This is a genomic window from Congzhengia minquanensis (assembly GCF_014384785.1).
Taxonomy (GTDB): Bacteria; Bacillota; Clostridia; order UBA1381; family UBA9506; genus Congzhengia; species Congzhengia minquanensis.
Map to the genome: position 1 here is coordinate 803,499 of NZ_JACRSU010000001.1, position 26,505 is coordinate 830,003.

Sequence of the window (26,505 nt, forward strand, 5' to 3'; positions counted from 1 at the left end):
ACACCCATTGCTGAACGCTATAATGACAAAATCATTTTCAATGTTTCCAGATATTCTCTCCAGACTGGACAACTGCAAAAGGAATTAAAAGCTTCAATTCCAAAGAACATCCGCATTGATGTAAAAAGAGTTCCTTCAGATGTGGCAGTATCCTTGTCTAACTATATTGAGGAATAACGAAAGAGCGAAGGTTTTGCCTTCGCTCTTTCTATTAGCAATCACTTAAATATTTTAGAAATATACCGTTTAACATATCAAGTTCCGCATCTGTTATTGTTGTTGTCAGCGAATGATAAATGTCCATTATTCGTTCACAATCCTCAGGCGTAATCAATGTTACATCCAGCATCAACGCAGAATTCAAATCGTTTGGCTGAAACTTTTCCAATCCATTTCCCAATTTCTTTCTATTTTCCCTCAGTATCGTTTGGGCAATTGGTGTAAGAAAATAACAAAAAATCAAATCTGTATATTTTTCGTATTCCTCTCTTACATAAATAGAGTGAAATGTAGTTAGTGCCTTGATTCCCATAATATTCCTTACAAACTTAATTTTATCTCTACATGCAGAACTTACCCATATAGGAGCTGGCTTTTTTTGCTCCATAGAATACCAAGGAGTTCGACCAGCCGGTAAATATTTTTTATTAACGCCTTCCTCTTCGCCATGTTTAATATATTTTTTTATGCTTTCCGTCAATTCCCCTTGGACATCCAACAAGTAGACAGTTTTGTCTTGTTCTGCCAAGGAGCTGAAATCTTTTTCCGTGAAGATAATCGATTTGACATCTGCTGATCTACAAATACACTTTGAGAAATAACTGTCCTCAATATCATTTTCTCGCATCTTACTTTTGTTAAAACAGTAAAAATCATTTGCTCCTGTCGCTATTCCTCTTGAAACTCCACAGAAGTTAGATAGATTCAAAAGATTGCTATAGGATACTGTTTCTTCGCGATAAAGGTAACTTCTCCATTTTTCATTAGGGTTAATCTCTCCATACTTAACGCTAAGATGCTCTTGGTTTTCCAATAGTATAGCTGTTGATTTTTCCAGTTGACTAACCGAGTCAAGATTATAGAATAGAACCTCATCTTTCTCTTCCTTGTCAAGTAGCAGAATACAACAAGTGGTGGTTGCATTGAAGAACAAGTCTTTATCGTTACTAAAATTGATGATTGCTTTTAGCAATCTTTTTTCAATCATGAGTTTCTTTATTGCAACACCATATTTAGAATTAAGGAATTCGCTCGGAATAATATATGCCAAGCGACCATTGTTAGACATTTGAAAGATACTCTTAATAAGAAATAATACATATAAATTTGTATAACTACTGTATTCAATTCCAGTATGGGAACATATATTTTCGAGTATTTCCGTTCTGTTTGAGACGGCTTGAAATCTATTATATGGAGGATTGCATACAATAGCATCAAATTGTAAATCCCAGCCATTTAATAAATAATCAGAGTTATATATGTTGGCAGATGTTGGATTTCCAAAGAAGTCCAAGATTTTCTTGTCGATTTCATAACCAGTTAATTCACAATTAGGGCTAATATCAGCTGCATATTGCAAAAAAATACTATTGCCCACCGCAGGGTCAAGAACAGTCTTAGCATTTCTGCATGCCCAATCGCACATAAAATGAGCAATTGCAGGGTTAGTGAAGTACTGTCCTAATGACTTAATGTGTTGTTGTGTTACTGATTTTGTATAATCAACTTCTTTACGCATTACGGTTTTATTCATTATCGTTATCATCCTTTATTAACACAATATGATTTTCGGATTGGTCATAATAAATCTTAAATTGTGTCACCCCTTTTTCTGCATTAAGGTTTGCTATTATGCTTTTGGGCAACCTAATTCGCATATCTTTTTGCAAAATATAAGTGTCTAAGTATATAAGTTCTTTCGACATTCCAATCCCTCCAGACTAATTTTAGTCTAATTATAGCACAAAACCAGTCCAGAATCAATATCCTGTGATAATATAGCCTTATAGCTTCCTCAGCCTGTGCAACACAAGAATTCATCTGGCGTACCCATTCAAGCTGATTACTCGCTTTCAGTTTCTCCACCACGCCGTAGTGCTTCATGAGCTGTGGCACGATAATCTCCATACGGCTCTCGGCTGTTGATTCGATTTTGGCACAATGCTCGTAGAGCTTTTCGGACAGTACCAGTTCGGAGAATAGGACAGGGTGTGCCAGTCGCAGATACTCTCTACGCATCCGTCCCCACTTGCCGAGACGGATATTCGGCTTTTCCAATCGGATGTCCGGAATGTAGTAATCACCACAACGAAGATAGTTCAGTTCTTGCATAATAAATACCTCCATAAAATTAAAAGAAAATGTGTTGAGATAAAAAATGAGTGATGCCAGGTCGAAAGACCGAGCATCACTCATTTTTCGTTGTTGTTTACCAACCCCGTCTGACAGATGCCGTAAATAGTTAAATTTGTCATTTAACTGTTTTACGGACACCCACCATATTGTCTGGTTTTTTCATTTTATGCCCTTTCTTGAAAAAGCATGCCAATTGTGGTATAATAGAGGTGTTTCATTACAGCAAGTAATTTGAAAGGGCGTGAATGTTCATGGCGTCGTTTACGAAAAAGGCAATTATCGCCTCGTTTTTAAAGTTTTTAAATGAAAAGCCCCTGTCTAAAATCACCGTGAAGGATATTGTGGAGGACTGCGGAATAAACCGCAATTCGTTTTACTACCATTTTGAAGACCTCCCCAGCCTGGCGGAGGCCGTTTTGATGGAAGACGCGGCAAAAATCGTTGAACAGGCCAAAGACCTGACCTCGTTTGAAGACTGCCTGACCATTGCCCTGGATATGGCGCTGAAAAACAAAAGGGCCGTAATGCACCTTTACCAGTCTCAAAGCCGGGAATCCTTTGAGCGGTATTTAAACAAAATTGCGGAATTTACAGCAAAAGAATATATTCACAAAATTGCCCGGGGATATGACGTTTCCTCCGCTGACAAAGAGATTATCATTCATTACTACAAGTGCCAGTTAATCGGCTTTGTGTTAGACTGGCTGAACTCCGGCATGAATTATGACATTCAGCAGAACATAAAGCGCCTTTGTGAGCTGTTTAGCGGCGCAACCCAAACCGCGTTTCTGCGCAGTGCGGAAAACGAATAAACGAAACGGCCGGCAAAATGCCGGCCGTTTTTAATGTCCGCAAATGTTCGACTCGCCCAACTTTTTTGACAGCGGCGCCATTTTCCTTGCAAGGAACGATTTTAAGAAAAATCCAATCAGGAAAAACGTAATGCCGTAAACCGTAAGTACACAAATGTCTTTCAGCAAATTTGCCGCCACAATGCCGCCTACGCACTCCCGCATGCCCATAATGCCATAGGTAAAGGGCATGATTTTATAAATCATTTGGAAAAATGCCGGTGTAACCTCAATGGGGAACGTGCCGCCGGTGCCGCCAATCTGGAACACCAAAAATACCACGGCCAGCGCCTTGCCCACATTGTCAAACAGCGAAACCAACGTATAAACAATGGTAGTGAACACCAGGCTGTAAAACATGGACAGCAGAACGAACAGGGCCGGGTGCTCCATCCGCACGTTTAACAGCACCACATCTCCCAGTCCTGCAATCATGCCTTGCAGGACGCCGAAAAATGCAAAGAACATCAGCTTTCCCACATATTCCTGTCTGGGAGTCACCGGGAACGGAACATTGTGCGCTTTGGTTGAAAACAGCGCGCACATTAACACCGCGCCCACCCACAGGCACAGGGTGGTATAAAACGGCGTCAGCCCCGCGCCGTAGTTTTCCATGGGGAACAGCTTGGTAGAATCCACCTTCACCGGGGCGGAAATAAAATCACTCTCGCCGCTGCCGTCCATGTTCAAGAGCTTTGAAACGTCCGACATGCTCACCGCGTTCATCACATTTTTCAGCTTTTCGGCGGCGTCGTAAAACGGTGAAAGCCGCTCCTCTACCTTGTCTTTAAAGCTTTGCACATCATCTAATGCAATGGTGCTTTTGTCCTTCAGCTTGTCAACAAAGCTCTTTAATTCCCCAATGTCCACACTCTTTTCCAACAGAACAGATGCAATGTCCGACGCTGCAGTTTTGGTATTGTTCAGCATTTCATAAATTTTGGGCATCATTTCCGAATTGTCAATTTGACCGGTTAAGTCGTTTGCCAGGTCTGCGCCCTTGCGGGCGGTTTTCGCCGCGTCGTTTAACAGCTTTTCAACCGTGTCGCTGTCTGAAACCTTGTTCGAAACGTTAGCCAGCCCGTTTGAAACCTCTTTTAAATTGCCGATAAACCGGTTTAAATCCTTTTGAAAATTGCTGATGTCCGCATCGCCGGCGTCTTCTATAATGGCGCTGGTGTCGTTTAAGGTGCTGATCATTCCGTCAAGCGACGACTGCAGCGAGGAGATTGTGTTCCCAGGCGCGGCTCTTAAATTTTTCAACGTTTTATAAAGGGCCTTGCTGGCCCTTGCACCGGCCCTGGCGGCGGTCTGCGCCGCACTGATGGAGGAAACCGTGCTGTTTCGGCTTGCGTCCATGCGGGTTTCCAGCCTGGTGAGCTGTGCGCTTAGTTTCAGCGAGTCAAGGGTCAGGTCTGCGTCGCTGTCAATGTGTTTTAAAATGGTTTCGCAAACGGTTTTCAGCGACGCATAAATGGGATTGTCGGAGAGCAGCGCATCAAGCTCCCGCACTTTTGCGGCAATTGCCTGCACGGGTTCTTTATTTTCAATGGCCGCAGACAGCTCATACCCCTTTTTTACCACGGCTCCGGCGTTTTGATAGGCCTTGTTTATCACACTTTCCACTTTGTCCAGCCCGTCGCTCAAGCCGTTAAACGCAGCCGACAAGTTATCAAATGCCGTCATGCCGTAAGACATTGCGCCGGACAGGGAATTTAATTCTGAAAGCGTGTCTTTCAGCCCTTCGGCGGTTTCAATGAGACCTTTGTTCATTGAAATAACCTGGTCTCTCGTCTCCTGCGACAAAATGTCGTTATTTATGGTGTCTGCCGCGTCGCCAAAGGTTTTGTTCACCGACTCTAAAGTGGAAATAAAGTCGTCTAAATGGTTCTCCGCCTTTAAAATGCCGGCCGCCGCATCTGTCTTAGTGGCGGCAGCGTCGCTGCCTGCGTCGGCCGCCGCTGTTTGAATGTCTGTAAGAATGTCCCGGGCAGAAACCAAATCGTCCCGCACATTCACCGAAACGTTTTGAAGCCGGTCAGAAAGCGCCATGGCGTTGTCCCCTACGGTTTCGGAATAATAGACACATTTGTCTAAAATTTCCGCCAGCCTGTCGGCGTCTTCCTTACAGTCATCTAGGTAGATTACGCCGTCTTTCGCGTTGGAAATCATGTTATCTAAACGGCCGCTCACACTTTTTAAGTCGCCCTCGGCAAAGCTGACAAAACCCTTTAACATTGCGATTTTGTCGTAGTGGCTGTCAAAATCCACGCCGAGGCTGTTGAGCACCTCAAAAACCTTGTCTACAATGGTTTTTGCAAAAGACGAGGTAATTTGATTTTGAAGTGTATTCATGCCACTGTCGGTCATTTTTGGCGCAATGGCATTGATTTTTTCATTTACATAATACCGCATAGTGGGCTTTTCCATGTCCTCGGTGAGAAAGCTGACCATTTTTTCCGAAAAATCGGAGGGAACAACCACCGCGGCATATACCTTACCGGTTCTGCAAAGCTCCACTGCCTCGTCCTCCGTGTCGCAGAACACCCAGCCCAGCTTGTTATTTTCGTGAAGGTTCGACTCCACCTCCGCGCCAATGTCAATATTCATGTTTTCAATGGCCGTTCCTGCATCGTCGTTCACCACTGCCACCTTCACGCCGCCTGTGTTTCCGTAGGGGTCCCACGAAACCAAGATGTTCACCCATCCGTATAAAGACGGCAAAATTGCAATGCCCGCCGCAATTACCATTGCCACCCAGTTGCGCGCCAGCTTTTTTAGGTCTGACGTAAATATTTTGCCGCACACCGTCATAAACTTCATTGTTTCAGCCCTTTCCATTCTTATTTCATCAAAACCTCGCCGGTTCCCGCTAATTCGCCCAGCGTATATTGAAACGTAAGGCCGTGCTCCGCCGGCTCCTTGCTGCCCGCAATTGCAAACGTGTTGCCCCCGGACACGGTTTTGCTCTCGCCTGCAATTTGAAACCGGCCGCCGCTGTCTTTAAAATGAACCGAAGCAGAAAGAATGTTCAGCTGGTCGTAAACCAAATTCAGCCCGGCCTCTGCTGTTTGCTTCTTTAAGCCGACATTTCCCTTTAAAATAATTTTTCTGTCCGCCAGGGTACTGGTATAATAGACTTTTGCGTCGTTTAGCACCTGTTTTCCGCTGCCGTTTCCAAAGGTCACGCTCATGTTCACGTCGCTTAACGCAATGCTGCGGAAAGCCGCTTTCAAGTCAATTCGGCGGATAATATTTTTATTGATATAAATAAAAATCTCCACGTTGTCCTTTAAATGTTTCGTAATGTCCTCCGGGTCAATCAGCATCTTGTCTAACACAAAATTGACGGTGTCGTAATCCAGCTTGAGGCCAAGCTCCTGTTCTAAGCGTTTCGCCGTTTCAAGCACCTCGTCTTTCGTAAATTCGTAGGTAGAAGACAGATGAAACTCGTCGAAAAACTCGGAAAGCAGCTTGTGTGAAAGCGTGGTGTGGTAAACCGTGCACCGCACGCTTTCGCTGCCTAAGACAATCGTTTTTGAGTCCTGCTTTCTCACTGTAAGCTTATCGTAAAACCTGCGGACGGCTTCGGCGTTTTTGAGTTGCTCCTGAATGGCGTCGTTTACCTTTGCGTCTGTTTGAATGTGCACTTTATCGAAATCGGTGTTGAGGTTAAAGTCCACGCCCTCTTGCTCCATGTGAAAGGAACGGAACTTTCCCTTTAGCCCAACGCTGTGCAAAAGGAAGTCTACATCGCTCTGCATTTGATCATACGTGTTGGCAAAGCACGAAACCGTATAGACCTTGGGGGACAGCGCGGGAAATAATATTTGGGAGCAAACATGACACAACAAAAACATCAGCGCTGCGGCCGCAGCGCCTCCTGCAATAAACTTTGTTTTTTTCCCCACAGTGTTTTTAAGCCCCCTTGTTGTTTTTTCATTCTTTATTTTATCAGACCGGCCCTTTTGGCACAACAGACAAATTTATGTCCCGTGTCTGTTTTTTGGTCATTTCATGCCGATTGCCCAAATTTAAGACACATTCCTTTGTATGACTATTTTCTTTTACCATTTTATGCGGTACAATAGGGATAAAGTAAAAAAAGGAGTGAATTTTTATGCGTTCTCTTTGGCCTGTGAAACTCGCAAAATCCGGTTATATTCTCTTGTCCCTGCTGTTATGCGTGCTCGGCGTGGTGTTAATTGCCTGTCCGCTGTTTTCGGCAAAGCTGCTCTGTTACATTTTGGGCGGATTGCTCATGGTTTATGGGGCAATTAAAATTGTGGGCTATTTTTCTAAGGATTTATATCGTTTGGCGTTTCAGTTCGATTTTGCCTTCGGCATGCTTTTGTGCCTGGTTGGACTTTTAATGATTTTGTTCCCCGAGGGGGCCTTAACCGTTATCTACACGGTAATTGGCATTATTGTTCTGGCTGACGGGCTTTTTAAAATTCAAACGGCATTTGAAGCGAAAAAATTCGGCATCAATAAGTGGTGGGCCATTTTGCTGTTTGCGGTGGCTTCCGCCCTGCTGGGACTTGTGTTGGTATTAAATCCGGTGAAAACGGCAGGATTTATCATGGTTTTGCTGGGTGTTTCCCTTATTTTAGAGGGCATTTTAAACTTTCTTGTGGCGCTTCTCACGGTGCGAATTATGAAAAACCAGCTTCCCGACGGGTTCGATTTTGAAGATGAGCAATAAACAGCACGCGGACGAATTTACAATTTTTTGTACACATAACTCTTTTCCTGTCAGCGGTTTTCCGCTATAATGGTGGTAAAAAGGAACGACAGGAGGAATTCCATGGCAGAGCAAATTAAACCGGGCTTTTTTAGTAAATCTGTGGCTGCGGACGACAACCGGATTTTGTTTGACATTCAAAACGAACAGCTTCTTTGCAAACAGAAAAAAATTGATTTTTTGTTTATCGGCGACTCCATTACCTGGATGTGGGACTTAAATTTGTATTTTGGTCCAGGCGCCTTTTTCGTAAACCGCGGGATTGGGGGCGACGTTTCGGCTATAGCCCTGAAACGGTTCCGGGCGGACTGTTTGCAGTTAAATCCCGGCGCCATTGTCTACATGATTGGCACCAACGACATTTTAACCACCGCACCGGACCTTTGGTGGCGCAAACCGGGGGCAGACAAAAACCGCGTTTTAGAGCAGCTCCTGGCAAACATTGAAGAAGCAATGCGCCTTTGCGCCGGCAAAAGGCTTTACCAGTGCTCCATTTTGCCAACGGACATCTGCCCGCCTTTTGACAAAGCTGGCATAAATCAAATGGTGCAAGAGGCGAACGACGGCATAAAAGTCCTTTGCAGTAAGCACGGCGTGCCTTATGTGGATTATCACAGCGCTCTCTGCCGGGAAGACAAAAAAACTATGAAAGACGGGCTCACCCACGACGGCATTCACCCCAACGGAGCCTGCTATGAAATTATGGCAAATGTGTTAAAACAGGAAATTGATTTTCAGAAGGAGATGGAAAAATGAAACGGTCTGAACTAAACGCCATTATGCGGGACGCGGTGGCCTTTATTGACGAAATGAACTTTAAGCTACCCCCCTTTGCCTTTTGGACGCCGGAGGACTGGAAGGACAAGGGCAAAGAATATGACGAAATCCGGGACAATATGCTGGGCTGGGACATTACCGATTTTGGATATGGAGATTATAAAAAAATCGGCCTTTTAATGTTTACCCTGCGGAACGGAAACTTCAGCGACAAAAAATATGTAAAACCCTATGCGGAAAAGCTTTTAATTGTGGAGGAGGAACAAATTACCCCATTCCATTTTCACTGGAGCAAAATGGAAGACATTATAAACCGCGGCGGGGGCAACCTGATTGTGCAGGTGTATAACTCCACAGAAGACGAGCAGTTTGCCGACACCCCCGTGGAAATTATGGTGGACGGGCGTCATTTTCAAATTGAAGCAGGCGGCACCGTGCGCATAACGCCGGGAGAAAGCATCACCCTCCCCAGCGGACAGTATCACAAGTTTTGGGGCGAAAAGGGCACGGGAAAAATCCTGCTGGGCGAGGTGTCTAAGGTGAACGACGACCGGGTGGACAACCGCTTTTTTGAAAAGACGGGCCGTTTTCCCGAAATTGAGGAAGACGTTTTGCCCCTCTACCTTTTAAGCAACGAATATCCGGCGAAATAAAAAAACCGGGAGCGGTTTCGCTCCCGTTTTTTTATTCTTTCATATACGGCAAATCCATATAATCAAAATTTGAAATATATAGCTTGGGCGCGTCAAAGCAAAAGTCGTTGCACGCCATGTGCTTAATTCCCTCGCTGGCAGGGGAATATTCACAGCTCAGCTTCATGTTTTCCGATTCATACGTTACCGCTCTGATATAGGTTTGCCTCTGATGCATGCTGGTTTCCAGCCTGTCCGTAATTTTGGTTTTTTTAACGCCATCTACAAACGCGTCAAACGAGGGGCACTCCTCATTGGTTTTCACGGAGAACACAAACCCGTTTCGAATGTGCAGAAAATCCCGCTTTTTAAAGTCTTTCACTTCGCCCTCATAGTTATAGAACGAAATTATAATGTAGTGCTCTTCCTTTGTCACCGTAACCGCCGCTTTGCGGCCCTTGTCTGTTACGAAAAGTGGCTGGAACGAAAGATAAACCCCGCCGTCTTTCACAAACACCGGCGCCAAATCGACAGACGCGCCCACGTTTCCGCTTAAAACCTTATCGCCAATGCGGATTTCGTCCGGCTCGTTTCCCTCCCGCAGGGGAAAGAAAATGGAGAGCTTTAACGAGGAAACGTCAACATTTCCTGGAATTTCCTGCTTTTTGTAGTGCTCTGTTTCCGCTTTGGAAAGCCCTAAATAGGTCGGCGGATTTCCCTTTATTTTCGGCTTATACAGCACCATTGCGGTGCCGTCCTTTTGAAAGGCTGTATTTCTGCCCTGCTCCACAAAGGGCTTCGGCTTATCGGCAGGTGCGTCGTTAATCAGATACCGGCAGAATACGTTCCGCACGTCTTTTGCGCTTTCCGCTGTTTCTGTCCGTTTGTAAATTAAGGTAAAGCTATTGGTTTGCACGCCGTTGTGAAAGTCCTTCGTGGCGGTGCCCACCGCGTAATCCCGCGTCATATAAGTTTCAACGTCTGTCACGCCGGCGGGATATTCATAAAAATCGTCCTCTTTGGTGTAGTCGCGGAAAGCCTCCTCCGGCGTGGAATCGGTAGAAGCGGAAAACTCCGACTTTGCCAAAAAGCGCATGGGAAACTCTTTTTTGTGCACAAAGTCGAACAGCTCTTTTGTCAGCGTAAATTCCTCTAAATTATAGTAGCCATAGCTGACAATAGACTCCATATCCTTCAGCTCGTCGGGAAAGAACTGTTTCTCTGTGTTCAGCAGGTTGGTAAACCATTTTGTTTCAAAAATTGTCGCGCCGTTGGTGTCGCCGATATAGGCCCGGGAATTGGGGCCTGCAAACCTGCCAATGAATGGGTGGTAGTGGCTGATTAAGTCTGCCCACACGCGGATTTGCGCATTTTGGGCAATGGTTTTAAACGCCTCACAGGTGGCATATTCCGTCAGCCTTGCCAGCACGTTAATCTGCAATGCGGAATAGACAACGCTGGTATATTCGCTTAAAACGCCCCGACGCTTTAAAAGGCATTCCAGCTGCTTTAGCCGCCTTTCTGCCTCTTTCTGCATCACGTCATCGTCAAACATTGCCGCCATATTCATGGCCGTCAGCGTGCTCATCATGGGAAAATTGTCGTTCACGCCGATAAAATCCAAATCGTGGCCCATAAATTCGTCCCGCACAGACAGCAAATAGTCTTTTATTTTTTCTTTTGCCTGCTGAGACATCACGGTTTCGTACTTGCGGTAAAGCAGCGACACAATGGCCGGCGTAAAGTGGCACATGCGCGGATTATAATTTGCAATAATCGTTTCAGCCACCTGAAAATTTTCTGCAATGCCCGTTGCATATAAAATGTCGCACAGCCGGTACCAAATCCGGCTTCCCAGCTCTTCACCGTTAAATTTCAGCCCGCCTTCTGTGGTAATTTTACCCTTTTGCACAATTGCGGTAATTTCTTGAAAAACTTTCTCCCTGTCTGCGTGAAGCTTCATCAGTTCCATTTTCCGTTCTCCTTTATTTTGCAAGCTCAAATATGTCTACAATTTCTTTCGTGTTCAAGGGCAGCCAGCCGGGCAGCGTGCGCCCGCCGCTTTCGGTGCACTTCTCCGCCATTTCGTAAAACGCTTCGTCTCCCACGTTCAACTGAGAAAGCCGCACCGGCATGCCAATTTCAGCAAAATAGCGTTCCGTTGCCAAAATGCCTGCCAGGGCCGTTTCCTCCGGATTTTCCTGACTTACGGGGATGTCCCACACCTTGTTTGCAAACTGCACAAAGCGCGGCACGTTGTGTTTGTAAACATATTTTGCCCAGGCGGGAAAAATCACAGAAAGGCCTGCGCCGTGGGCCACAAAATCATATTTCCCGCTGAGCTCGTGCTCTATCTGATGGCAGGCCATAAACGTTTCCCTGCCGCAGCCTGTTAAATCGTTGTGGGAAAGGCTTGAAGCCCACATCAAATCTGCCCGGGCGTCATAGTCCTCGGGGTTTTTAATGGCCCGCCGGCCGGCCGCAATGGTTTGCCTTACCACCGATTCTGCAATTGCATCGGTTAGGGGTGTATCCGGCGATTTTGAAAAATAGCGTTCCAGGGTGTGCATTGAAATGTCCACAATGCCGCAGCCCGTTTGGAACTTATTCACGGTGAAAGTAAGCTCCGGGTTGCAAATGGAAAACAGCGGCCTGTGAAACTCTGAATTATATCCGCGCTTTAGCCCCAGCTTTTCGTTGGTAATTACCGCAGACGCGCTCATTTCGCTGCCCGATGCGGAAAGGGTTAAAATTACGCCCACAGGCAGCGCTGCCCGCGGCGTTTTTGCCTTTGTAGAAAAATCCCACGTGCTGCCGTCATAGCATGCGCCCACGGCAATTTCCTTTGCCGAGTCAATTGCGCTTCCGCCGCCCACAGCCAAAACCAGTTCAACGCCGTGATCTTTGCAAAGCTGTGCGCCCTTTTCCACCAATTCCAGCTTGGGGTTCGGTTCTGCGCCGCCAAAGTCTAAATAGTCTATGCCCGCGTCCTTTAAAGATGCGGTAACCTGCTCATAAACGCCGTTTTTCTGAATGCTGCCGCCGCCGTAATGGAGCATAATTTTGTGAAACCCATAGCTTTTTATCACTTCTCCCACTCGCTTGTGGGTATCTTTTCCGAAAATCATTTTTGTTGGGGTGAAAAACTCAAAATTTAGCATGTCGCTTTGCTCCTTTCGGTATGTTTGTTTCGTTTAATGTCCAGCATGTAGTAGTCCACCGAGTCTACCAGCGCGCGCCAGCTGGCCTCTAAAATATCCTCTGAAACGCCCACGGTGCTCCAGTTTGTCCTGCCGTCGGTCGATTCCATTAACACCCGCGTTAAAGCCGCCGTGCCGGTTTTGCTGCCATCTAACACGCGGACCTTAAAGTCAATCAGACGCGTGTTTTTCAGTTCGGGATAAAACCGGTAAAGCGCCTTTCTAAGTGCTTTATCCAGCGCGTTCACCGGGCCTTCGCCCTCCGCCGCCGTAATTTCTGCGGTGTCTCCCACACAGATTTTAATCATGGCAGTGGCGGTATATTGAGACTTTGCCGGCGCCGCGGCAATCACCTGAAACTGCTCCAATTGAAACTGGGGCTTGTAAAAACCCAGCTTTTTTAAAACCATCAGCTCAAAAGAGCTTTCCGCTCCCTCAAACTGATACCCCTCATTTTCCAGCCGCTTTATCTCGTCTAAAATTTCCGAAATTACCGGCGCGTCTTTTTTTGTGTCCGGCTCAAACTTTCTGATAATGTCATACACCAGCGCCCTGCCGGACATTTCAGACATTAACAGCTTGCGCTCGTTCCCCACGTTCTCCGGCGAGATGTGCTCAAACGTAACGGGATTTTTCAAAACCGCGTCGATGTGCATGCCGCCCTTGTGGGCAAAGGCCATGCCGCCTACATAGGGCTTGCGTTCGTCAGGGACAATGTTTGCCAGCTCATAAATGTGGCGGGAAATGCTCTTCAGCTTTTTCAGCGACTCTTTCGGCACCAGGTCATATCCGCGCTTTAGCTGCAAATTGGGAATGATGGTGCAGAGGTTTGCGTTGCCGCACCGTTCGCCGAATCCGTTCATGGTGCCCTGCACCTGCTCTGCCCCGGCAAACACGCCCAAAAGGGTGTTTGAAACCGCCACGCCAACATCGTTGTGGCAGTGAATTGCAAGCTTTGTTCCGCCCAAATACGCTTTCACCTCTGCCACAATGGAAGAAATTTCGTCAGGAAACGCGGCGCCGTTGGTGTCACACAGGCAGATGATGTCCGCCCCGGCGCTTTTTGCCGCATTCAAACTTGACAGCGCATATTCCCGGTTTTGTTTATATCCGTCAAAAAAATGCTCCGCGTCGAAAATTACTTCTTTGCCGAAGGACTTTACATAGCAAACCGTTTCGCGGATAATGTCTAAATTCTCAGACAGGCGGGCATGGAACACCTCTTTCACATGCAAGTCCCACGCTTTGCCAAAAATGGTCACCACAGGAGCGCCTGCGTCGATTAACGCCTTCACCGCGCTGTCTTGTTCTACGGGCACGCCAATCCGGTGGGTGCTGCCAAAAGCCGCGATTTTTGCGTGCTTCAGTTTTATTTCCGCAAGGCAGGCAAACAGCTCTGCGTCTTTGGGATTTGAAGCCGGAATGCCGGCTTCAATATAAGACACGCCCAGCTCATCTAAAAGTTTCACAATTTTTATTTTGTCGGCCAGGGAAAACGAAATCCCCTCGCCCTGGGTGCCGTCCCGCAGGGTGGTATCATATACGTCGATTTTAGCCATGATAAAAACTCCGTTTCTTTCAGGAATTTAAAAGCGAATAAAAATGGGTTTTCTGTTTTTATAGTAGTAATATCCCGTAAACCCGCACTGCCGCAGCATTTCCGCCGCATCAAACAGCAGACGGGCGGCATTTTCCGGAGCGTGGGCGTCAGAACCAATGGTAACAAATTTGCCGCCCTTTTCTTTATAAAGGGAAAGAATGTCATAGCTCGGCAAACACTCCTGGGTGCAATTGGCGTAAGCCGTGTTCACCTCTAAGGCAATTCCCCGTTCAATGATTTGTTTCAGCACGGTTTCAACCTTATCCCGGTAGGGGGTTAAAAAATCAATGTCCCGGCCATATTTCCGGTTTACATAACGCAGCGGGCAGGTGATGTGCGGCAAAACGTCAAAGTCCAGCTTTTCTGTCATTTCAATCATATCGGTGTAATATTGGTCTATATATTGCTCCAGCGTCTCCCTCGGCAGTTTGCCAAAATCAATTGTGGAAAAGGGTGCTGTCAGCCCCGGATACCGCACCGCGTGAACAGAAGAAAGAACCACATCATAGTCGAATGCGCGGCACATCTTTGCAGCGCGGGCTTCGTCCCAAATGCCCTCTCCAATTTCAATCCCTGTTAAAACTTCAACCTGGCCGGAAAAACGTTTTTGGGCGGCGAGGGCGTCTTCTACAGAATTTTGAATTCTTTCAAACACATGGTCACGCTCATAAAACTGCACGTCGCAGTGGTCGGTAACGGCAAACCCCGCCGCGCCCGCCGCAATTTGTGCCTTTGTCTGCGTGATGATATCTGCTTTCGAGTCGTGTGAATTGTTTGTGTGCGTATGCATGTCGTAAAGTTTCAAACGAATACCGCTTCCTTTCCATAAAAATAGGCCTGCCGGTAATACCGGCAGGCCGCATAATGCGTTACTGAAGAACCATGAGCGACGATACCTCATAAACGCCCAGCTTCTCTGTGCCGGCGGCCGTAATCACGTTGCCGACATTTAAATTTTTAATGGTTAAAAGTTTTCCGGACTTGGTATCTAAAATCTTTGTGCTGTCTTTCAAGAACAGCTGTTTTTCAAGCTCCTGGCCGTTTAATCCCTCATAGGTAATCACAACCAAGCCATAAGAGGTGTTAATGGTTTTAATGGTTCCCGTCACTGTCAGCGCTTCAGAGGCCGCCTCAGAAGCAATTTCCGTTACGGTTTCGCTGGAAACTTCAAGCTTAACATAGGAACCCAGCTTTAAGTCGTAAATGGTGGCTTCCTTGCCCTCAATTGTAATGGTGCAGTCCCGTGCCATGGGATATTTCGATTTGTTTCCGCCTGAGGAAATGGTGATATACGAGGTGGAGCTGGAAACGGTAATTTCATCAATGGTGCCTTCAATGCTCTTTGCCTTGCCGGTTGCCATAATGTCGGAAATTTCACCGTAATCCAATGTGAGCTCGGCGTTGTCGCCAATAGCAAGCTCAGAAAAGTCTGCCTTTTTGCCGTTGCGCGTTATGGTCGCATTGTCTGCCAGCGTATATTCCACAGATTCTTCGTCGCTTGTCAGCACGGTAATCACAACACCGTTTGAGGAGGTGTCGATATTTTCAATCTTCACGCTGGAGATTTTTCTTGTTTTTGGCTCTGCGCTTAACGACACGCCCAAGCCGCCGGACATTTTAATGGTAACATAGTCGCCGTTTTTAATGTCTGTAATGGCGCCGGAACCTCCGTTAATTTTAATTACCACATTTGACGCCAGCTTATAGCTTGTAACCGTTTCTTCCTCTTTCGTAATGTCCGCCAGCTTCACAGTGGTTCCAGCGTTCGTGGTCTGCTTGCCGCGGAACGCGCCGGAAACGGTTTCTTCGCCCTCATATGTAATTGCATCAATCTGATAAAGGCTTTCTTTCGAGAATGTGAACACACATTCCATGCCCACTTCCAGGTCGGTCAGCGTAACCTTTTCGCCGTCTAAGAAAATCGCGCTGGAGTTACCCACGCCAAATTTCACGGTTTCGCCTTCCTCAGTTTTAATGCTCAAATTGTTCATTAAAGTATCTACGCTTGAAATCATGCCGCGGATATATTCAAAATCCATAGTGTCTAAAATTCTGCGAATCATAACGGCAATCTGTGCCCGGGTAACGGTTTCGTTCGGGCCGAACTTGTTGTCTCCCATGCCGTTCATAATGCCCAGCTCTGTGGCATAGAACACATAGCCCAAAGCCATTGCGGGAATATCGTCTTTATCGGCAAAGGTCACATCAATCTCGGGGTTTGTTTTCATCCATGCGTCTGCGCCCAGAGCTTTAGCAATTAAGGTTGCCGCCTCATAGCGCTTCAGCTCAACGTCACGCTTTTCTTTTGACAAATATTCTTTCACTTCATCGATGGTCAAAACTTTTCTGTAAACCATGTAAGCGCCCTGCTTCACAGCATAGGAGTCTTCACAGCCCGCAAGATCTGCTTCATAAATGCCATAGGCCAAATTCACAATGGGCTCGTTCATCTTTTCGCTGGCGCCCAGGGCTTTTGAAAACAAGGTAATGGCCTCCTGCCGGGTAATGCTTTTACCAGGTTGAAACGTCCCGTCGTCATAGCCGGTGATAACACCGCTTTCTGACAGGGAATTTATTGCTTCCTGTGCCCAGGAATAATTGCTGTTTACGTCAGGAAATCCAGCCGCGAACGCGACAACCGCGGTTGACAATACCAGTACCAGTGACAAGACCAATGAAAGTACTTTTTTCATATTTTTATCCTCCTGTATCGTTTTTTCATACAAATATAAATACACGATATTATTATACAACATTCAGAGAAAAAAAGCAATAGATGATTTTCATGTCACAAAAAAATAATATAAAAAAACGGGATAGCGGTAACACGCTTTCCCGTTTAAAATTCAATTCCCTCCCGGGGCGCTGTGCCTGTATCAAAAGGATGTTTCACCGCCCGGATTTCAGACACATAGTCTGCCGCCGAACGCATTTCCTGCGAAAAATCCCGCCCGGTTAAAACAATTTCCAGCGTCTTTCCATAATTTTTTAAAAGCGCCAGCACGTCGTTTTCTGAAAGAATTCCATTTGCAATGCAGCCGGCAATTTCGTCTAACACCAGCATGTCGCACAGCCGGTTTGCCGCGCAGTTTGCAGCAAACGCAAAGCCCGCCTGGGTTTCGGCCTTCAGCACCTCCCGCTCCGGTTCCGTCATGTTCCAAAAAAAGCCGTTTACCGTGGTTTGAAAACACCGAATGTTCATATTGGGCACAGATTTTGCCAGCAAAACTTCACCGCTGTTTCCGTCCTTTAAAAATTCCAAAAACGCCACCCTAAGTCCCCGGCCGGCGGCCCGGAACGAAAGCCCCAAAGCGGCGGTGGTTTTTCCTTTTCCGTCCCCTGTGTAAATGTGAACCATGTTCAGTCCCTTCTCCTTGAAATGAGCACCAGCCGCAAAAGCTGTGCGGCAGAGGTCAGCGCCGCAGCAACATAGGTCATGGCGGCGGCTCCCAACACCTTTTTGGCTCCTGTAAGCTCTTCAGACGACAATATGCCGCCCTCATCCAGCGTTTTTATAGCGCGCCTGCTTGCGTCAAACTCCACAGGGAGCGTTACAAGCTGAAACAAAAGCACGCAGGAAAACAGCAAAATTCCAAAGGTTACCAGCGGCTGCATGGAAAACAAAAAGCCAATGAATATCAGCGGGACAGACAGCGTAGACCCAATGTTTGCCACAGGCAGCACCGCATTTCTCAATTTAATGGGGAAATAACCGGTGGCATATTGCACGGCGTGGCCCGCTTCGTGAGCCGCAACGCCGATGGACGCAACCGACACGTCGCCCCGGACAGAATCGGACAGGCGGATTACATTGGTCCGCGGGTCATAGTGGTCGGTCAGGCTTCCGCGAACGCCCTCCACCGCAACATTTAAAAGCCCGTTGCGGTCTAAAATCTGCCGGGTGATTTCCGCCGCCGTACGGTTTCTGGAAGACATCACCTGAGCATATTTCCGATAGGTGCTTTGCACCTTAAACTGCGCAAAAAGCGAAATTAAAATTGCAGGCACAACCAGCACGATATAATAATAGTCATAAAACCAAAACATAGCATTGCTCCTTCTACATCGGCAAAAACAGCCGCACAATTTGAAAATAGATAATCAGCGACAGCGCGTCTACAATGGTTGTGATAAACGGGCTTGCCATCACCGCCGGGTCGAACCCCACCCGCTTTGCCAAAAGCGGCATCACACAGCCCACCAATTTTGCAATTACAATGGTTAAAAATATGGTAATGCTTACAATCAGCGCCGTTACAAAGTTTACGCCGTCGGTAAACCGCGCGTCAATCACCATTGCCTTCAAAAAGCACACAACTGCCATAATCAGGCCGCACAAAAGCGCTACGCGAAGCTCTTTCCAAACAATTTTAAAAATATCTTTAAATTCCACTTCGTTCAGCGCAAGGCTTCTGATAACCGCAACAGACGCCTGGCCGCCGGCGTTGCCGCCTGTGTCCATAAACATGGGAATAAACGCCACCAGAGCCGGATAAATCGCCAGCGAAGTTTCATAAGACGAGAGGATTCCCCCCGTAAAAGTTGCAGAAATCATTAACAGCAGCAGCCAGGGGATTCGCTTTTGGAACGTTCCCAGCGCACCTGTTTCGGTATAGGGTTTGTCGGTAGGCGTGATGGCCGCCATGATTTCAATGTCCTCCGTTGCCTCCTGCTCAATAACGTCTACAATGTCGTCTATGGTGATAATTCCAACAAGCCTGTTCTCACCGTCCACCACCGGCATGGACAAAAGGTCATACTTTTTAAACCGGAAAGCGCTGGTTTCCTGGTCGTCATATGTGTATAAATATTTCACTTCAGTGGTCATCATATCAGAAACCAGGGTTTCCGGCGCGCTTAAAATAATTTTGCGGATGGAGATTGCACCCTCCAGCTTCCGCTCTTTGTCAATTACATAGCAGGTGTTAATGGTTTCGCTGTCTACCCCGGTTATGCGGATATGACGCAGCGCCTCCCGGGCGGTCATTTCTTTCTTTAAATCCACATACTCTGTGGTCATAATAGAGCCGGCGCTGCCGTCAGGATATCGAAGAAGCTGGTTAATGGTGTGCCTCGTTTTTGCGTCGGTGGTTTTTAGCACCCGTTTCACCACATTGGCCGGCATTTCCTCCAAAAAGTCCACGGTGTCGTCCATGAACATTTCGTCCATAATATTGTTAATTTCGTTGTCGGTGATGGATTCAATGATATACTGCTGCTGGTCGCTTTTCATGTAGGCAAACGTGTCTGCCGCCAGCGTTTTGGGCAGCATGCGGAACACCCGAAGCATTTTTTCACGGGGTATTTCGTCCAGCAAAAGCTCAATGTCCACAGCGTCCATGGTAATAATTTTTTCACGGGCCTTAATTAATTTCCCGTCCTCGATTAAATCGATGATAGTTTCCATATCATCTTTTAAAGTTTCCTTGAAGTCCATAGTTCACTTCCCCCTTTCTAATTTTTGCGTAAAATGGGCGTGGGAAAGAAACAGGGAAGTTTCATAAACATAAGACTATTGATAAAAATGAAGCACACAATACAACTTAAGCTTATGAAAAATTCCTGTTTCGTTACTTCGGGGTTTTGGTTTGTTATCCATAAGCTCATCTCCTTTTTTTGTATTTTGTGCATTTAATTGAAATTAAACCGCGTTTCGCGGCAAGCAAAAAATTCCTGCCTTTTTATTTTACTACAAATTCCCAAAAAATGCAACCGCTAACCATGTGAAATCTGCATAAAATTTTTTATTCCTTTTGTCCGAGAGGCAAAACATAAATAAGAACCGTCTTGAATAAGCTTTAAGCGGAGGTGTTTTGCCATTGATGAACTACATCTGGGTTTTTCTGATTCTTTTTTCTTACATATATTCCTTTTTTGCCGGCACCACTGAAGCAGTAACGGCCAGCGTATTTTCCGGCGCTGACAAAGCCACCCAAATGGTGATATCTCTCATGGGCATGATGTGTCTGTGGACGGGACTGTTGGAGGTAGCCGAGCACGCGGGGATTACCAAAAAAATTGAGCGTTTGCTTTCGCCCATAACCAGAATTCTGTTTCCCTCCCTGCCCGACGGTTCCGAGGCAAAAAGCGCCATTGTTATGAGTATGACGGCAAACCTTTTGGGCCTTTCAAACGCGGCAACGCCCTTAGGCCTTGCCGCCATGAACAAGCTGGAGGCCCGCAGCCTGACCCCCGGCGTTGCCACCGACGACATGTGCATGTTTGTGGTCATTAACACCGCGTCGATTACGCTGATTCCCACAACCCTGCTCACCCTGCGCACGGCTGCCGGCTCTGCCGCCCCCTTTGAAATTATGGTGCCGGTTTGGATTTGTTCCATTTTGTCCGTTGCAAGCGGAATTATTGCCGCAAAATTACTTGCCCGGAGGTGCCCATAAATGCTAGCCCAAAAGATTTCTATTCTTATTATGCCGTTCATTTTCATTTCTATTTTGGGCTATGCCCTTTTTAAAAAGGTGCGTGTTTTCGACGTGTTTTTAAACGGTGCTTCAAACGGTCTGCGCTCGGCGGTAAGCATTTTGCCGGCGCTGGTTGGCCTGATTTGCGCCATTTCCATGCTCCGGGCCTCCGGTGCGCTGGACTTTTTGGAAACCCTTTTGTCGCCCCTGCTTTCAAAAATCGGCATGCCGCCGGACGTTCTTCCCTTGGCGCTTCTAAAGCCCGTGTCCGGGAGCGGTGCACTGGCCATGGTGAAGGACATTTTCGACGCAAACGGGCCGGACTCTTTTGCCGGAAAAGTTGCTTCTGTTATGCTGGGCTCCTCGGAAACCACGTTCTACACCTTAGCTGTGTACTACGGCGCGGTGAAAATTAAAGACTCCCGCTACACCGTGAGCGCCGCCGTCATTGCAGATTTGGTGGGCGTGTTCGCCGCGGTCTTCCTCTGCGGCATGATATACAGCCATTAAAAAAACCTCCGTTTCGGAGGTTTTATTTTTGTGTTTGTTTCTTTCGATAAAACAGCCTGTGCACCGCAAGGGCAATGAAAAACGCTAATACCACCGCCGCTAAAACGTCGCTGGGATAGTGCACATAGAGGTAAAGCCTTGAAAACGCCATGAGCGCAGCGAAAGGAATGGCTGCGTAACCAAATTTGTGATTGTCCATTGAAATCAGAAACGCCGCCACAAAGGAAGACAGCGTGTGCCCCGACGGAAACGAAAAGTCTAACGGATTATCAATTAAAAGCTCCACTCCCAGGTTCACCCAGTTGGGGCGCGGGCGGGCAATTAGGGGCTTTAGCAAGAGGTTTCCCAAAACAAACCCTGCCGCAAGGCCAACCAACAGCACAACCCCCTGCTTGCGGTATTTTTCCCTAAGCAGCATTACCGCCGCAAAGAAAAGCCAAATCAGTCCGCCGTTTCCCAGGCTTGAAACAAGGGGCATAAAAAAGTCTAAAAATGCGCACCGAACGTGCGACTGAATAAAATCAAGCACGCAAAAATCGATATTCGTGATTTGCTCAACCATCAATAAAAAATCCTTCCAATCAGGCCATAACCGTAACGCCGTAGGTTAAAAACGCAATAATTGCCCCTGCCGCTGTAACACCCAAAAAAATTGCCGGCAGCGCGCTTTTCAGGCGCATATCCATCATTGCCGCAACCAAGGCCCCGGTCCACGCGCCGGTACCAGGCAGCGGAATGGCCACCAAAATAAAAAGGCCCCAAAATTCATACTTTAAAACGGTTTTCTTATGTTTTTCCGCCTTTTGTTCGAACCGCGTCACCAATCTGTTTAACCCGTCGCTTTTTTTGCGCATCCATTCAAAAATTTTGCGGATGAAAATGATAATAAACGGAACGGGAATCATGTTTCCAATAATAGAGATGCCGATTGCCACCCACAAATTCAGCCCGTTGGCTGTGGCAATTGGAATTGCGCCGCGCAGCTCTAAAACCGGCGTCATCGCAACAATCATCGTCATTAAAATTTTACCGGGTAAGCTATTCCATAAAAAAGACAAAGTCATTCTCCTTACTTTTATATATTCTCTATTCATATATTTTACCATAAAAATTTTTCCAGTACAACCAATAAAGTGTTAATTCTGTGTAAATATATCATTTTATACCCCCCTCATTGACTTTTTCCCCATTTTATTATAAAATAATCTTAAATATAACGAAAGTAGGTGCTGTTATGAAAGTTGTGAGTGTGTCGCAGATGCGCGGCCTGGAGCAGGCCGCAATAGAGGACTGCGGCGTTCCCTCCCTGCTGTTAATGGAAAATGCCGCGGCAGGATTTTTAATGGCTCTTGAGCGTGAAACAGGGCCGGTTGCTGGCAAAAAAATTCACGTTTTTTGCGGCAGGGGCAACAACGGCGGCGACGGGTTCGCCATTGCGCGCATGGCCCACAACTTGCATGCAGACGTTACCATAACCCTGCTGTTTGACGAGGCCTCGGCGGAAGGTGATGCGAAGACCAATTTAGAAATCGTAAAAAAAATGGGAATTCCCTTTTCCGCTGCCGGCGGCGGTATTTCCTGCGACATTATTGTGGACGCCATTTTCGGAACCGGCTTTCACGGTGAAATTGAGGGAAACGCGAAATCGTGTATTGATGCAATAAACAACAGCGGCGCGTTCATCGCCTCTGTGGACATTCCCAGCGGTGTTTCGGCGGATACCGGACACGCATCGGCCTCTTCTGTTTTTGCAGACCTTTGCGTGACCTTTGCAGCTTTAAAGCCCGGGCATCTGTTATTTCCCGGCCGCGGTCACTTTCAGAAACTGATAAAAGGAAACATTTCTGTGCCAAGAGAAGTCATAAACGAACTGCGAAGCGGATATGATGTAATAGATAACTCCAAAAGAGAGCTAATTCCAAAGCGGGAAACCAATTCCCACAAGGGGAGTTTTGGCAAGGCCTTGGCGTTTGTGGGATCGGCAGGAATGAGCGGCGCGGCGGTTTTGTCATCCTCCGCTATTTTGAAAAGCGGCGCGGGCATGGCCACCGCCGCCGTGCCGGAAACGGTTTTGGGCGCGGTTTGCGCTCATCTCACCTCGGTGATGACCGTTCCGCTTCCCTGTGAAAACGGAAGTTTAGCCGAACCTGCCGCCGATTTGCTTTTGGAAAAGCTGAAGCATCAAGACGTTTTGCTGGCCGGCTGCGGCATTGGCACGTCTGATGCTGCGAAAAAAACCATTTGCCGTTTGGTAACAGAAAACGAAAAGCCAATGGTGTTAGACGCAGACGGGTTAAACGCCGTGTCTGGCTGTACTGAATTACTGCTTGAGAAAAAATGTGAGCTGATTCTAACGCCGCATATTGTGGAATTTTCCAGGCTCACAGGTCTTACAGTTTTAAAAATTAAAGAAAATCCCATTTTAGCCGCCCGCGAATTTGCGCAGAAATTTCAGGTAACGCTGGTTTTAAAGGATGCGGTCACGGTGGTTGCCGCAAAGGATGGAACGGTATTCATTAGCCCCAGCTCTAACTCGGGGCTGGCCACGGCGGGCAGCGGCGACGTTTTGGCGGGAATTATCACAGGGCTTCTGTCCCAGGGGGCAAGGCCTGAGCACGCGGCAGTCGGCGGCGTTTATCTTCACCTGGCCGCGGGAAATATCGCAAGAAAAGCAAAAGGCGAATATGGCATGACGTCGGAGGATTTGCTATCTTCCGTGCCAGCCGCCTTTATGGAGGAAATTGACATAGCACCTGACATAAAGGAGTGGTAACAAAAAAGATGTGTAAGAAACTGATTTCCGTTTTTCTTACACTAATGATAAGCGTTTTCGCGTTATCCGCCTGCGGCGGCAACCGTTTAAGCGACAGCGATATGGACATTTATGAAAAAATCCACACGTATTACAGCAAGATGGAAAGCTACAGCGCAAACGTCACGTTTTCCTGTTTTTCAAACAAAACGGAAAACAAATATACGGCAGAGCAAAAGGCCATGGGTAACGACAAGTTTTTTATTAAAGTGTCAAATCCCGACAGCACCCTGTCTGTTACCACCATTGCCAACGGCGCAAAAACAAAAACGCTTACCGACGGAACGGACTATTCTGTCACCGTTCCCACGGCAGACACAACAAACCTGCTGTTTGTAAACAACTTTTTTAAGACCTACTATTCCTCAGAAGAAACCTATCTTGCAGTAAACGGGGCAGGCAAAGGAAACGTAACCGTTCTGGAAACGGATATTTCGCCTAAGAGCGCAAACAGCGCAAAGGTTTCGCTTTCTGTCAGCAACAAAACCCTGGCGCCGGTAAACCTCACGGTTTACGACATGGGCGGAAAAGTTGTTCTGTCTGCTGAATTTTCGAATTTTCAATATAACGACAAATCGGTTACCGATTCAGATTTTACAACAGATTAACGAAAGGAACGACCACAAGTTGAACAACCTATATACAACCAGAACATGGGCCGAGATTGACTTAGACGCCATTGCGTTTAATATGAAAAATATTCGCAGCATCACCAGCCCCGCGGCAAAAATTATGTGTGTGGTGAAAGCAGACGCCTATGGCCACGGATTTTTTGAAGCGGCAAAAACAATGCACGAAAACGGTGCCGACGCCTTTGCCGTTGCCACCTTTGAAGAGGCAAAGCTATTGCGCGACAAAGGGTTTGACGAAGTGATTTTAATTTTGGGCCGTGTGGATGAAATTTTTGCAAAAGACATGATAAATTTAGGAATCAGCGCCACGGTTTGTGACGAAGAATTTGCAAAAGCTTTGTCTGACGCTGCAGTTTCCATGAATAAAAAGGCCCGTATTCACATAAAATTGGATACTGGGATGTCGAGAATCGGGTTCGACTGCGAAGCGGACGACGTGGAAAAAATTACGAAAATCTGCTCCATGCCGAACATGATTGCCGAAGGAATTTTTTCGCATTTTGCATGTGCGGACGAACCGGACAGTAAAATGTCTGAAAAACAGTTTTCAGCGTTTCAGTCTATGATTCACGCATTAAACGTGCGAGGAATTCATTTTGAATATGCCCATATCTGCAACAGCGCAGGGATTATGGAATTTCCCGCATATCACCTTACCATGGTGCGGCCGGGCATTATTTTATACGGCTGCTACCCGTCTGAGGCGGTTCACAAGGAGCGGCTTTCCTTAAGGCCTGCCATGACAGTGAAAGCAAGAATTACAAGAATCGACACAAAGCCCGCCGGAACCAAGGTGAGTTACGGCGCAACCTATACAACAAAGCAAGAAGAAAAAATTGCAACGGTGTCCATCGGATATGCCGACGGATACTTCCGCAGTCTTTCAGATAACGCATATATGAGCGTTTCAGGGGTAAAAGTTCCTGTTGTGGGAAGAATTTGTATGGATCAATGTATGATAGACGTTTCCTCTGTCAATAATATTACTGTCGGCGACGAAGTAACCGTATTTGGAAACGGAGGAGATAACAGTGAAACAGCAACATCCTTAGCTGCACGTGCTGGGACAATTAACTACGAAATCCTGTGCGCAGTCGGGAACAGAACCCCCAGAATTTATGTCAGGAACGGCGAAATTATTGACGTACTTACCTATTTGTAATAGAATTGCTAATATTTGTGTATTGACTTAGCTTGACCTTTCATTATATAATATTAGTGTGGCGTAAACGCTAAAAATCACTCTTAATTTACTTTCGCGTTCTGACGTTTATGTTTTCAAAACACACGCTATTTACCAGCGTAATAACAAACGAATGGGGGCTTGACTATTTTGTCGCAACTCAAGAAGGTTCTGATAACCGTTCCCGACGCGTTGCTTGCGCAAGTTGATTCTGTTGCCAGCAGTGAAAATATCAACAGAAGTGAATTTGTCCGCGAAGCTATGAAAATGTACCTTCGTGAAAAGAAAAAGCAGTCGGTAGCAGAACAAATGAAAAAGGGTTATCAGGAAATGGCAGATATTAATTTAAATATCGCCATGATGTGTTTTGACGCGGATGAGCAGGAGCTTGCCGCGTATGAGGAAAAACTGGCGGAGTGTGAATAGTGTGGTTGTAAAACGAGGAGATATTTTTTACGCTGATTTAAGCCCTGTGGTCGGTTCGGAACAAGGCGGGATAAGGCCTGTTTTAGTCGTGCAGAACGACATTGGAAACAAGTTTTCCCCAACCATTATTATTGCGGCTATTACGTCGCAGATTAATAAAGCCAAGCTTCCCACTCACATTGAAATAAGTGCAAATGATTTTGGCCTTGCCAAGGATTCCGTGATTTTATTAGAGCAGGTACGCACCATTGATAAAAAGCGCCTGCGTGAGAAAATTGGGAAATTAGATGATGAGCTTATGGACAGTGTGAACGAGGCATTGGTGATCAGTTTCGGAATAGCAGAGCTATAAATTTGATAT

General features: G+C 46.6%; 25 protein-coding genes. 11 read left to right on the top strand and 14 right to left on the bottom strand.

All coding sequences use genetic code 11. The features are described from left to right. Window positions 1-211 precede the first annotated feature (211 nt). Both H8698_RS03855 and H8698_RS03860 read right to left on the bottom strand, forming a co-directional pair. The gene (locus H8698_RS03855) at window positions 212-1,756 is read right to left on the bottom strand and encodes an HsdM family class I SAM-dependent methyltransferase (protein ID WP_249311242.1); all 1,545 of its coding nucleotides are present in this window, start codon (window positions 1,754-1,756) and stop codon (window positions 212-214) included. 113 nt (window positions 1,757-1,869) lie between these two features. Further along, entirely contained in the window at window positions 1,870-2,334 is a 465-nt protein-coding gene (locus H8698_RS03860) for a TnpV protein (protein WP_430393558.1), read from the bottom strand. Between the two features lie 275 nt (window positions 2,335-2,609). On the opposite strand from H8698_RS03860, the gene H8698_RS03865 reads away from it, so the two are divergent. After that, window positions 2,610-3,170 (top strand): TetR/AcrR family transcriptional regulator, encoded by a 561-nt coding sequence (locus tag H8698_RS03865; protein ID WP_177679727.1) that lies wholly within the window; start codon window positions 2,610-2,612, stop codon window positions 3,168-3,170. A 30-nt stretch (window positions 3,171-3,200) separates the two neighbouring features. On the opposite strand, the gene H8698_RS03870 is transcribed toward H8698_RS03865, so the two are convergent. Both H8698_RS03870 and H8698_RS03875 read right to left on the bottom strand, forming a co-directional pair. Further along, complete coding sequence (locus H8698_RS03870; protein ID WP_249311243.1) at window positions 3,201-6,050, bottom strand: YhgE/Pip domain-containing protein; 2,850 nt, start codon at window positions 6,048-6,050, stop codon at window positions 3,201-3,203. A gap of 2 nt (window positions 6,051-6,052) precedes the next feature. Then, window positions 6,053-7,120: a hypothetical protein gene (locus tag H8698_RS03875; RefSeq protein WP_249311244.1), complete on the bottom strand. Its 1,068-nt coding sequence runs from the start codon at window positions 7,118-7,120 to the stop codon at window positions 6,053-6,055. A 209-nt stretch (window positions 7,121-7,329) separates the two neighbouring features. Between H8698_RS03875 and H8698_RS03880 the strand changes: the two genes are divergently transcribed. The 3 genes from H8698_RS03880 (at window position 7,330) to H8698_RS03890 (ending at window position 9,383) form a co-directional block, all read left to right on the top strand. Next, a complete protein-coding gene (locus tag H8698_RS03880) occupies window positions 7,330-7,914 on the top strand; it encodes an HdeD family acid-resistance protein (protein WP_249311245.1) in 585 nt (194 codons plus the stop codon). Between the two features lie 102 nt (window positions 7,915-8,016). Continuing rightward, complete coding sequence (locus H8698_RS03885) at window positions 8,017-8,709, top strand: SGNH/GDSL hydrolase family protein (protein WP_249311246.1); 693 nt, start codon at window positions 8,017-8,019, stop codon at window positions 8,707-8,709. Beyond that, entirely contained in the window at window positions 8,706-9,383 is a 678-nt protein-coding gene (locus H8698_RS03890; RefSeq protein WP_249311247.1) for a D-lyxose/D-mannose family sugar isomerase, read from the top strand. The genes H8698_RS03885 and H8698_RS03890 overlap by 4 nt, the downstream gene beginning before the upstream one ends. Window positions 9,384-9,414: 31 nt before the next feature. On the opposite strand, the gene H8698_RS03895 is transcribed toward H8698_RS03890, so the two are convergent. The 8 genes from H8698_RS03895 to mgtE all read right to left on the bottom strand — a co-directional run bounded on the left by H8698_RS03895 (window position 9,415) and on the right by mgtE (window position 19,569). Continuing rightward, the gene (locus H8698_RS03895) at window positions 9,415-11,334 is read right to left on the bottom strand and encodes a hypothetical protein (RefSeq protein WP_249311248.1); all 1,920 of its coding nucleotides are present in this window, start codon (window positions 11,332-11,334) and stop codon (window positions 9,415-9,417) included. A gap of 13 nt (window positions 11,335-11,347) precedes the next feature. Then, window positions 11,348-12,523, bottom strand: coding sequence for an iron-containing alcohol dehydrogenase (locus H8698_RS03900; protein WP_249311249.1), 1,176 nt, complete (start codon window positions 12,521-12,523; stop codon window positions 11,348-11,350). Then, complete coding sequence (gene cimA / locus H8698_RS03905; protein ID WP_249311250.1) at window positions 12,517-14,121, bottom strand: citramalate synthase; 1,605 nt, start codon at window positions 14,119-14,121, stop codon at window positions 12,517-12,519. Before cimA ends, H8698_RS03900 begins: the two co-directional genes overlap by 7 nt. 27 nt (window positions 14,122-14,148) lie before the next feature. Then, window positions 14,149-14,967 carry a histidinol-phosphatase HisJ family protein gene (locus tag H8698_RS03910; protein ID WP_249311251.1) on the bottom strand — a complete coding sequence of 273 codons (819 nt, stop codon included), beginning with the start codon at window positions 14,965-14,967 and terminating at the stop codon, window positions 14,149-14,151. Window positions 14,968-15,031: 64 nt separating this feature from the next. Next, window positions 15,032-16,855, bottom strand: a complete 1,824-nt coding sequence (locus H8698_RS03915) for an S-layer homology domain-containing protein (protein WP_249311252.1) — start codon at window positions 16,853-16,855, stop codon at window positions 15,032-15,034. A gap of 146 nt (window positions 16,856-17,001) precedes the next feature. Next, window positions 17,002-17,520, bottom strand: a complete 519-nt coding sequence (locus tag H8698_RS03920) for a cob(I)yrinic acid a,c-diamide adenosyltransferase (RefSeq protein ID WP_249311253.1) — start codon at window positions 17,518-17,520, stop codon at window positions 17,002-17,004. 2 nt (window positions 17,521-17,522) lie between these two features. Then, window positions 17,523-18,209 (bottom strand): zinc metallopeptidase, encoded by a 687-nt coding sequence (locus tag H8698_RS03925; RefSeq protein WP_249311254.1) that lies wholly within the window; start codon window positions 18,207-18,209, stop codon window positions 17,523-17,525. A gap of 13 nt (window positions 18,210-18,222) precedes the next feature. Then, window positions 18,223-19,569 carry a magnesium transporter gene (gene mgtE / locus H8698_RS03930; protein WP_177678241.1) on the bottom strand — a complete coding sequence of 449 codons (1,347 nt, stop codon included), beginning with the start codon at window positions 19,567-19,569 and terminating at the stop codon, window positions 18,223-18,225. A gap of 415 nt (window positions 19,570-19,984) precedes the next feature. On the opposite strand from mgtE, the gene H8698_RS03935 reads away from it, so the two are divergent. Both H8698_RS03935 and H8698_RS03940 read left to right on the top strand, forming a co-directional pair. After that, window positions 19,985-20,560, top strand: a complete 576-nt coding sequence (locus tag H8698_RS03935; RefSeq protein ID WP_249311256.1) for a nucleoside recognition domain-containing protein — start codon at window positions 19,985-19,987, stop codon at window positions 20,558-20,560. Next, window positions 20,561-21,091 (top strand): spore maturation protein, encoded by a 531-nt coding sequence (locus tag H8698_RS03940; protein ID WP_177678224.1) that lies wholly within the window; start codon window positions 20,561-20,563, stop codon window positions 21,089-21,091. A 22-nt stretch (window positions 21,092-21,113) separates the two neighbouring features. Here the strand turns inward: H8698_RS03940 and H8698_RS03945 are convergent, their stop codons facing one another. Next, window positions 21,114-21,653 (bottom strand): phosphatase PAP2 family protein, encoded by a 540-nt coding sequence (locus H8698_RS03945; protein WP_249311257.1) that lies wholly within the window; start codon window positions 21,651-21,653, stop codon window positions 21,114-21,116. Window positions 21,654-21,672: 19 nt separating this feature from the next. Then, entirely contained in the window at window positions 21,673-22,110 is a 438-nt protein-coding gene (locus H8698_RS03950) for a COG2426 family protein (protein WP_249311258.1), read from the bottom strand. Between the two features lie 215 nt (window positions 22,111-22,325). Here H8698_RS03950 and H8698_RS03955 point away from each other — a divergent pair, with 215 nt between their 5' ends. The 5 genes from H8698_RS03955 to H8698_RS03975 all read left to right on the top strand — a co-directional run bounded on the left by H8698_RS03955 (window position 22,326) and on the right by H8698_RS03975 (window position 26,496). Further along, entirely contained in the window at window positions 22,326-23,864 is a 1,539-nt protein-coding gene (locus tag H8698_RS03955; protein ID WP_249311259.1) for an NAD(P)H-hydrate dehydratase, read from the top strand. Between the two features lie 8 nt (window positions 23,865-23,872). After that, entirely contained in the window at window positions 23,873-24,511 is a 639-nt protein-coding gene (locus H8698_RS03960) for a LolA family protein (protein ID WP_249311260.1), read from the top strand. 19 nt (window positions 24,512-24,530) lie between these two features. Continuing rightward, window positions 24,531-25,697, top strand: a complete 1,167-nt coding sequence (gene alr, locus H8698_RS03965) for an alanine racemase (protein ID WP_249311261.1) — start codon at window positions 24,531-24,533, stop codon at window positions 25,695-25,697. A gap of 171 nt (window positions 25,698-25,868) precedes the next feature. Continuing rightward, window positions 25,869-26,144, top strand: a complete 276-nt coding sequence (locus H8698_RS03970; RefSeq protein WP_249311262.1) for a CopG family ribbon-helix-helix protein — start codon at window positions 25,869-25,871, stop codon at window positions 26,142-26,144. Next, window positions 26,116-26,496 carry a type II toxin-antitoxin system PemK/MazF family toxin gene (locus H8698_RS03975; RefSeq protein ID WP_283245364.1) on the top strand — a complete coding sequence of 127 codons (381 nt, stop codon included), beginning with the start codon at window positions 26,116-26,118 and terminating at the stop codon, window positions 26,494-26,496. The genes H8698_RS03970 and H8698_RS03975 overlap by 29 nt, the downstream gene beginning before the upstream one ends. Window positions 26,497-26,505 lie beyond the last annotated feature (9 nt).

Excerpts from the sequence above, each read along its gene's own strand:
- H8698_RS03855 (WP_249311242.1), bottom strand. The coding sequence starts at position 1,756 with ATGAATAAAACCGTAATGCGTAAAGAAGTTGATTATACAAAATCAGTA.
- H8698_RS03860 (WP_430393558.1), bottom strand. The coding sequence starts at position 2,334 with ATGCAAGAACTGAACTATCTTCGTTGTGGTGATTACTACATTCCGGAC.
- H8698_RS03865 (WP_177679727.1), top strand. The coding sequence starts at position 2,610 with ATGGCGTCGTTTACGAAAAAGGCAATTATCGCCTCGTTTTTAAAGTTT.
- H8698_RS03870 (WP_249311243.1), bottom strand. The coding sequence starts at position 6,050 with ATGGAAAGGGCTGAAACAATGAAGTTTATGACGGTGTGCGGCAAAATA.
- H8698_RS03880 (WP_249311245.1), top strand. The coding sequence starts at position 7,330 with ATGCGTTCTCTTTGGCCTGTGAAACTCGCAAAATCCGGTTATATTCTC.
- H8698_RS03885 (WP_249311246.1), top strand. The coding sequence starts at position 8,017 with ATGGCAGAGCAAATTAAACCGGGCTTTTTTAGTAAATCTGTGGCTGCG.
- H8698_RS03890 (WP_249311247.1), top strand. The coding sequence starts at position 8,706 with ATGAAACGGTCTGAACTAAACGCCATTATGCGGGACGCGGTGGCCTTT.
- H8698_RS03895 (WP_249311248.1), bottom strand. The coding sequence starts at position 11,334 with ATGGAACTGATGAAGCTTCACGCAGACAGGGAGAAAGTTTTTCAAGAA.
- H8698_RS03900 (WP_249311249.1), bottom strand. The coding sequence starts at position 12,523 with ATGCTAAATTTTGAGTTTTTCACCCCAACAAAAATGATTTTCGGAAAA.
- cimA (WP_249311250.1), bottom strand. The coding sequence starts at position 14,121 with ATGGCTAAAATCGACGTATATGATACCACCCTGCGGGACGGCACCCAG.
- H8698_RS03915 (WP_249311252.1), bottom strand. The coding sequence starts at position 16,855 with ATGAAAAAAGTACTTTCATTGGTCTTGTCACTGGTACTGGTATTGTCA.
- H8698_RS03920 (WP_249311253.1), bottom strand. The coding sequence starts at position 17,520 with ATGGTTCACATTTACACAGGGGACGGAAAAGGAAAAACCACCGCCGCT.
- H8698_RS03925 (WP_249311254.1), bottom strand. The coding sequence starts at position 18,209 with ATGTTTTGGTTTTATGACTATTATTATATCGTGCTGGTTGTGCCTGCA.
- mgtE (WP_177678241.1), bottom strand. The coding sequence starts at position 19,569 with ATGGAAACTATCATCGATTTAATCGAGGACGGGAAATTAATTAAGGCC.
- H8698_RS03935 (WP_249311256.1), top strand. The coding sequence starts at position 19,985 with ATGAACTACATCTGGGTTTTTCTGATTCTTTTTTCTTACATATATTCC.
- H8698_RS03940 (WP_177678224.1), top strand. The coding sequence starts at position 20,561 with ATGCTAGCCCAAAAGATTTCTATTCTTATTATGCCGTTCATTTTCATT.
- H8698_RS03945 (WP_249311257.1), bottom strand. The coding sequence starts at position 21,653 with ATGGTTGAGCAAATCACGAATATCGATTTTTGCGTGCTTGATTTTATT.
- H8698_RS03950 (WP_249311258.1), bottom strand. The coding sequence starts at position 22,110 with ATGACGATGATTGTTGCGATGACGCCGGTTTTAGAGCTGCGCGGCGCA.
- H8698_RS03955 (WP_249311259.1), top strand. The coding sequence starts at position 22,326 with ATGAAAGTTGTGAGTGTGTCGCAGATGCGCGGCCTGGAGCAGGCCGCA.
- H8698_RS03960 (WP_249311260.1), top strand. The coding sequence starts at position 23,873 with ATGTGTAAGAAACTGATTTCCGTTTTTCTTACACTAATGATAAGCGTT.
- H8698_RS03975 (WP_283245364.1), top strand. The coding sequence starts at position 26,116 with ATGAGGAAAAACTGGCGGAGTGTGAATAGTGTGGTTGTAAAACGAGGA.